Annotated in this window: 9 protein-coding genes; 3 read left to right on the forward strand and 6 right to left on the reverse strand. The window is 45.1% G+C overall.

All coding sequences use genetic code 11. The features are described 5' to 3' along the window. The coding region (locus WAM07_RS18270) for a hypothetical protein (RefSeq protein ID WP_422168818.1) at positions 1–302 on the forward strand (302 nt) is incomplete at its 5' end. A 50-nt stretch (positions 303–352) separates the two neighbouring features. Then, a complete protein-coding gene (locus tag WAM07_RS18275; RefSeq protein WP_422168819.1) occupies positions 353–508 on the forward strand; it encodes a hypothetical protein in 156 nt (51 codons plus the stop codon). Positions 509–918: 410 nt separating this feature from the next. Here WAM07_RS18275 and WAM07_RS18280 read toward each other — a convergent pair whose 3' ends face one another. The 6 genes from WAM07_RS18280 to WAM07_RS18305 form a co-directional block, all read right to left on the reverse strand. After that, a complete protein-coding gene (locus tag WAM07_RS18280; protein ID WP_422168820.1) occupies positions 919–1,242 on the reverse strand; it encodes a VanZ family protein in 324 nt (107 codons plus the stop codon). A gap of 210 nt (positions 1,243–1,452) precedes the next feature. After that, complete coding sequence (dnaB, locus tag WAM07_RS18285; protein ID WP_422168821.1) at positions 1,453–2,709, reverse strand: replicative DNA helicase; 1,257 nt, start codon at positions 2,707–2,709, stop codon at positions 1,453–1,455. Then, positions 2,699–3,031, reverse strand: coding sequence for a hypothetical protein (locus tag WAM07_RS18290; protein WP_422168822.1), 333 nt, complete (start codon positions 3,029–3,031; stop codon positions 2,699–2,701). The genes dnaB and WAM07_RS18290 overlap by 11 nt, the downstream gene beginning before the upstream one ends. Next, positions 3,028–3,783 (reverse strand): DnaD domain protein, encoded by a 756-nt coding sequence (locus WAM07_RS18295; protein WP_422168823.1) that lies wholly within the window; start codon positions 3,781–3,783, stop codon positions 3,028–3,030. Before WAM07_RS18295 ends, WAM07_RS18290 begins: the two co-directional genes overlap by 4 nt. Positions 3,784–3,946: 163 nt before the next feature. After that, a complete protein-coding gene (locus tag WAM07_RS18300; protein ID WP_422168824.1) occupies positions 3,947–4,258 on the reverse strand; it encodes a hypothetical protein in 312 nt (103 codons plus the stop codon). Positions 4,259–4,578: 320 nt separating this feature from the next. After that, the gene (locus WAM07_RS18305) at positions 4,579–5,253 is read right to left on the reverse strand and encodes a hypothetical protein (RefSeq protein ID WP_422168825.1); all 675 of its coding nucleotides are present in this window, start codon (positions 5,251–5,253) and stop codon (positions 4,579–4,581) included. Between the two features lie 303 nt (positions 5,254–5,556). Here WAM07_RS18305 and WAM07_RS18310 point away from each other — a divergent pair, with 303 nt between their 5' ends. Continuing rightward, positions 5,557–6,171, forward strand: a complete 615-nt coding sequence (locus WAM07_RS18310; protein ID WP_422168826.1) for a hypothetical protein — start codon at positions 5,557–5,559, stop codon at positions 6,169–6,171. Positions 6,172–6,395: the final 224 nt, after the last annotated feature.

Genomic DNA, 6,395 nt, shown 5'->3' on the forward strand with positions numbered 1-6,395 from the left:
AGTTCCTCCTAAGAAATAAGAAGACGCAGCAAGCCGTTTATTCAAACCGTTTACTAAATGGACAGAATGCGTTAGTCGGGTTAGCCTATTTCGAGAAGGAATTCGAAGGAGAATCGGAAGGACAGTATAAAGTAGGAACGGATGAGCATATTATCGTGGTTATGAAAACAAGTTTTGATTTACCTTTCGAACAATATGACGTCGATGCCCTCCAAAGTATTATTAACTACTCAAAGATCCTGTATGAGGAATTGATGATCACGTACTACTTGGATACGGAAGAAGTTATAGAAGATAAATAAATGGCCAAGACGATAGGCGTTTGATTTAATGAAAATAAAGGAGATATACGATGACTGAAAAGCACAAAGTACCCCCAGAAGAAATAGCCAAAGCGTTTGTAAGGAATCGTCAAGCTCATATTAAAAAGAACAAACCTGACCAAAATGGCACTTCAAGTTTATTAAACTATTTGCACAAACAAAGAAGGGAAACGAAAACCCACTAAAAAGTGGGCTGATTTCCTCCAGGCAGACCGTATAAAAGAGTATGAACCGGAGTTTTCACTATACTCCTCGAGGAGACTCCTACCAGCGCGGGTCTTTTTTTGTGCGCTAAAAACACAAACCATGATTAGAACGAGTCTTTGGAGGCTCTTTTTTTAAACCATCTCTTCCAAAAACTGTGACGGGGAATATTCTTGAGTGGAACAGGCGGTGTGACTTTCCCTGTGACCTGATCAATAAAGAGTTTAACACGCTTCCTTAAATAATCTTCGCCCACTTTCATTCCTCCTGTAAAACGTCTTTTACTATTGTATGTTACTGCGTTCCCATTCACCATAGAACCGGTGGTTTGTAATGGAGTATGGGAAGACTTCTATGTGAGCTTAAAACCATCAATTTAGTCTTCCGAATTTTACTCCTGGGGTTTTACAATCGGATGTGACTCTGCTCTGCGCACACGTGAACCAGCCTTTTTCCTATTAAAATACAAAACATGAAAGCTTCCCCATACGATGAGCACCCCGACCGTGTCCTTTACCAAATCGATCAACGTAAAAGAACGCCCTGGCACAAATAGTTGGTGAAACTCATCTCCCACACCGTACAGAATGGAAAATAAGGCAGCCAAGCAGCTGGTTACCTTCGTTAATCTATGATTCACCCCTAAAGCTGCGATAAGTAGAACATACAGCATGGCGAATTCAACGAAGTGCATCATTTCAAGAACCGTATTCATTTTAATAACCCCAGGAATTTCTTAATCGTTTGGATCGAGTAGCTGGACTGCAACCAGATCATCCCCATGTAAATTAAAGGGAGGAGCGTAATCAATAATCTTCTTATCACGTTAGCCATCTCCTGCCGTAATGAGAGTTTTCTATTATTATAGAAAGTAGACTACCGTTTTATACTCCATTACTATTAAAAGCAGATAGAATAGCGCCGCCTACACCCCTGTAAACTTCCCATACGCTTTCATAAACTTGAGCCCTACCATCCCAACCGGACCATTCCGCTGCTTACTTAACAGAAACTCGACACGATCCTGATCCTCCGCCTTCCAGTTATAATAATCCTCCCGGTATAAAAATCCGATTACATCCGCATCCTGTTCAATGCTTCCGGATTCCCGCAAGTCCGACATCACCGGCCGCTTGTCCTGACGCTGTTCCACCCCTCGGGATAACTGGGACAGCAACAGAATCGGTACTTCCAGCTCCCGTGCCAGCAGCTTCAGTTCTCTCGTCATCGCGCCCACCTCCAGATCCCGGCGTTCGAACCGCGTCGTAGAAGCCATCAGCTGCAGGTAATCAATAACCACAAGCGGCCGTCCTTCCTCATTTTTATGTACCGCTTGGCGGATGGCTGCCCGGATGTCCGCCACCGTGTTCTCCCGCTCGTGGATGACCATGTTCCATTCGGCCATGACCCCGATCGCGGTCATCGCGCGTTCATAATCCTCATTTGAGAATTTCATCGACCGCCACTTCTGGCCGTCCACCTCGGCTTCACAGGAAATCATCCGCTTCAGAAGCTCCTTGTGCCCCATCTCCAGGCTGAACAGATGCACCTCTCCGCCGGCCTTGCAATGGTGCGCTGCTAAATTCAGCGCAAAGGCGGTCTTGCCCATCGATGGCCGTCCGGCTAGAATCATCAGGTCACCTTTCTGACTGCCGCCGGTCATTTGATCAAGATCGGGGTACCCGGTGGAATAGCCGCTCATATTCGACTCTCTTGGCTGAACCATTTCGCGGGCGATTTCCATCAGAGTGTCATAGGTGCTCGGGGCTTCCCTGGCCGTCATGCCGCGGTATGCTTCAAGACTATTCAACAACTCCTCGAGCGACTCATGACTCGGATTCTCTATGTAACGAAGCGCCTGCTCTTTCCCTTTCCGATTCCGAAACGCTTCGAGCACCAGCCGCTGGTCATGTTTAAATGCTTGCGTCGTCGGTACAGAACCTGCGAGATCCGCTAAATAGCTGACCCCGCCCACCGCCGTAATTTTATCATTCAGCTCGGTTGTAACCGACACCAGATTGACCGGTGCTTCCTTTTTGTACACCTTCTGCATCGCTCGAAAAATCAACTGATGCCTCGGATCGGCAAAATGATCCGCCATAAGAGTTGCATCCTTCATCAACGTTCCTTCATAAAGAATCGTGCCAATGACCGACTGTTCTGCTTCGCGATTATAAATCATCTGAAAACCTCCTCATCAACTGCTCCAGCTTTTCTTCAAAACGGCGCTTCGTTTCCTCAGACACTTCAGCCGCTTCCTGTTCCCAAACTTTCATTTTCTCCAGGTAATCATTCTCTTGTGGCAGATACACCGCAATATTTGAGAACGATGGTGGAAAGGGAGACGTAAAGGCATAGCGGGAAAGCTTATCCATAACCGCCTTATAATCCATCTGCATCAGCTGCGGAAGAGCCATACTCACCATCCGCTGGGTAACCTCAAATTTCCCCGGGTACATCTCCTGCATCGTCTCCAGAATTTCGATCGCTTCTTGACTCTTCATGCTTCGTTCTCCTTTCGCCACTCTTCATATAGTTCCGCTACTGTCAGCCCGTCTTCCTTCGATTTACCGGCGGACGACCGCCGCACCTCCAGATCGAGCGACTCAACTTCCTCAAGCGTCTTCACTCCGCGTGCCTGCCAGCGCTTTAAGATCCCTCCGCTGTACTGGAAAAACGGCTTGTTATGTTGAAGCGCTCGTTTCATCGCTTCGAGCACCAGTTCCTCCGGCATATCCTCGCACCACGCCGTAATGGACTGCGCAATATGGGGATTCAGCATCCCGAAGTTCTGTTCGTAAAAGGTGTGCGGATTTTCCGTGGGCGTTTCCACCACAGTGGTTTTGTCTCGTTTTGTTTCTTTTGGTTTAAGTAATACGGCCTTTCCTTCATGCTTATTAGCATTCGCGTTGTCATTCGCAATCGCATTCTCATTGCCATTCACAGATTCGTTACTGATTCGGCCGGTTTCCGGATATTCACGAGTAAGTAATCGATAGCCAGGAGCCTGATTTCTAGTACCGCTTCGATAGACAAGGTAACCTTTCTCCTGCAATAACTTCCTTGCCCGCTGAAGAGAACTTTCCGTTAATCCCGACTTCACGAAAATCGAAGTAGCCGCAAGCGTAATTTCCTCCCGCCAGCCGGCTTTATTATGAAAATGCATCAGCGTGTGCCATAGCACGATCTCTGAAGTCGTCAGTCCATCCAATTCCATCCGGTCATAAAACGCATTAATTTCTTTAATATAATTCACGACACTCATCCTCCTCAGGTTAGGAGCATAAAAAATAAGCCCCTCCGATTCTATAATCGAAAGAACTTACGATTTGGTGTCGTTTAATCTTAAATTTATTTATAAAACGTTCGAAGCATTCGTTTTCAGGAATCTACACTTAAAATTTCTACTCCAGGATTGTCTAAAAATAAACAAAGATCATCGCGATTAAACTCACGAGTGTATAGAGAACAGACCCAAAGAATACCCCACCTAAATTGGTTTTCAGCTCCTCCTCCTCTTGACGCTGGAAAGCGGATAAAGCAGCTGCATAATTGACTCCTTTTGAAATAGTTCCCCCACTGCTATTAAACAGGAAAAAGATTACCGTCAAACCAAGACCAATAAAAAAACTCCAATCGATATAAGAAAATGGAACAAGAAGACTGGCTATCCATACGACAAGACCAATCACGACTGCAGAAACAACCGATTGCTGGATGACACGCTTCATTTCAATCCCCCTCTTCTTCTTTTTACGATGGGTAAGGAAGAAAGTTTCGTTTTCCTTTACAGAAAACGAATAAACGCTTACCGGCAGCGGAAGTGGATTAGGCCAATCAACAGCACTACGTTTAGCAGAATAAGGTTGTAATGAGACAGTTGATCGCGTAAAAATTTGGTTGTTGATGCTATTTTGTTAAAGAAGATGTTTCTAAGTCAGAGAAAATGTTTTAAATAGGCACTCTCCTCTTCAGTGTCTGGCTATTTTTGACACAAAAAAACTCCCCTGCTGAACGCATCAGCAAGAGAGTCAAAATGACCCACAGATCCTTATTTCACTTCCACTTCCTTCAGAGACTCAAAAGCCTCCGGATATTTAATCGTATCAAAGACCTCTTCCTTCGCGGCATCCACCACATTGATCGTGACGTCATATTCTTCAGGACCAGCCCCATCAAACAATTGATACAGCATACCCGTCACGCCAAGACCCATTACCGCAAATCCATCCAGGCTGTTTTCGTATTCTTCTCTGTCTACAGCTAACATAAATTCGGAATAAGAGTGAGTCGCTTGAATATCCTGAATGGACGAGTAGTTGTCCTCATTTTTTATTTCTTCAATGGCCGCAGTCATCTGCTTCTCCATCTCTTTCATCAATTCTTTATGTTTGGATTTCGACATTTTATACGTCACGGTACTGCCATTATCAATGACTTCATTAATACCCTTATCCTTGGCCTCCGCTTTAATTCGATCAAAGTCCTGGTTCTGAATCTCGAAGAATGATTTTGGAATCGTAACCGATACACCCGTCACGTTCTTATCTACTTCAATCGACTCTTCTTTCTCTTCACTGGATGAGCTTTCTTCCTCAGAGGCTGCCTGTTCTTCTGTCTGGTTCATATCTCCGCCCTCTGCTGAGTCAGAGCTGGAAGTTGAATCTGGCCCGCAAGCAGCAAGCATGAAGAGACAGGCTGCCAGTATCCACCATAATTTCTTCATGATAACTCCTCCTATACCCCGTAATGTATTTATTGTCCATTATAGGCTATTATATCATTTATTACATGAATTTCGTCATGGGAATTTCTGAATCTATGACGAAATTCATGTCAGTGTTTCTGGGGAATCACCTGGGGAAGACTACCCCCACACGCCGTGCCTATCTCTTGAAAATAGCCCCTTTTCCTCAAAGATCGACATTAATATGCAATAAATGTTTACTTCTCTGTCATATAGGTTATACCACTATCATCCATAACAAACCAAGAGGCCGTCGAAGGTCACGTGAAAGGAAGAGGAGCTATGAATACACCACAAAAAATTGTCGATCGTCTGGTTCACTTTACCGTTGAGGCTTATAACGACCGCTATGACTCTCCTACCATCCAGAAACTGCGTCACGACTATGAATGTGCCCTCGGTCAGGCAATTCAGATGTATAAAGAAGCAAGTGAAGATATCCGCCCGGAAGTGATCCGGTACAACGAACTCATCTTAAAAATAAAAATGATCTTCCAGCAGAAGAAATCGGAAACAGTAGAGGAGATCCTCGATCTCGACAGGAAGCTGCGGGCGAGAAACGAAGCCTGTCCGGATGCGCCTGTTCAGAATCATCCATATGAAATTGTTGACCGTTTAGTATACTTAACCGCTGAAGCTTATCAGGACCACGGGCCGTCAGAGGCGCTTGATAAACTGCGCCATGACTATGAATGCGCCATAGAAGACGCCGTACAGGTGTATAAGAAGTCCTATGATAAAATGCTTCAGGACTCCATCCGTTACAACGAATTCAGGGAAAAAGTGAAGAAGTTCTTCGGCCAGACCGAATGCGAAAATGTCCAGCGAATCCTTACGTGGGACGAGGACCTGTCTGAAGGCATGAGCATCCGCCGAAGCCACGGATACATTAAGTAAAAACACTCCATGCACTGGAGTGTTTTTTTTGAAACTCTGTTAAGTCTGAGTCCATTATACATAAAAGCCTAAGCCCCCATAAAAATGGAGTCAGGCTCTTTCAATCTTCAAAGAGAGAGGAAGTTTTAGTTATTTCGACGTAAAAGGCTTCAACAAGTGGCTGAGCCCTTTCAAAACACTCATATTCGGGTGGGTGGCAATTTTCTTCACCATCGGATTGTGAA

This window comes from Halobacillus sp., assembly GCF_049282395.1.
In the GTDB taxonomy this organism is placed as follows: Bacteria; Bacillota; Bacilli; order Bacillales; family Halobacillaceae; genus Halobacillus.

Excerpts from the sequence above, each read along its gene's own strand:
- WAM07_RS18290 (WP_422168822.1), bottom strand. The coding sequence starts at position 3,031 with ATGAAGAGTCAAGAAGCGATCGAAATTCTGGAGACGATGCAGGAGATG.
- WAM07_RS18280 (WP_422168820.1), bottom strand. The coding sequence starts at position 1,242 with ATGAATACGGTTCTTGAAATGATGCACTTCGTTGAATTCGCCATGCTG.
- WAM07_RS18305 (WP_422168825.1), bottom strand. The coding sequence starts at position 5,253 with ATGAAGAAATTATGGTGGATACTGGCAGCCTGTCTCTTCATGCTTGCT.
- WAM07_RS18300 (WP_422168824.1), bottom strand. The coding sequence starts at position 4,258 with ATGAAGCGTGTCATCCAGCAATCGGTTGTTTCTGCAGTCGTGATTGGT.
- WAM07_RS18275 (WP_422168819.1), top strand. The coding sequence starts at position 353 with ATGACTGAAAAGCACAAAGTACCCCCAGAAGAAATAGCCAAAGCGTTT.
- dnaB (WP_422168821.1), bottom strand. The coding sequence starts at position 2,709 with ATGATTTATAATCGCGAAGCAGAACAGTCGGTCATTGGCACGATTCTT.
- WAM07_RS18310 (WP_422168826.1), top strand. The coding sequence starts at position 5,557 with ATGAATACACCACAAAAAATTGTCGATCGTCTGGTTCACTTTACCGTT.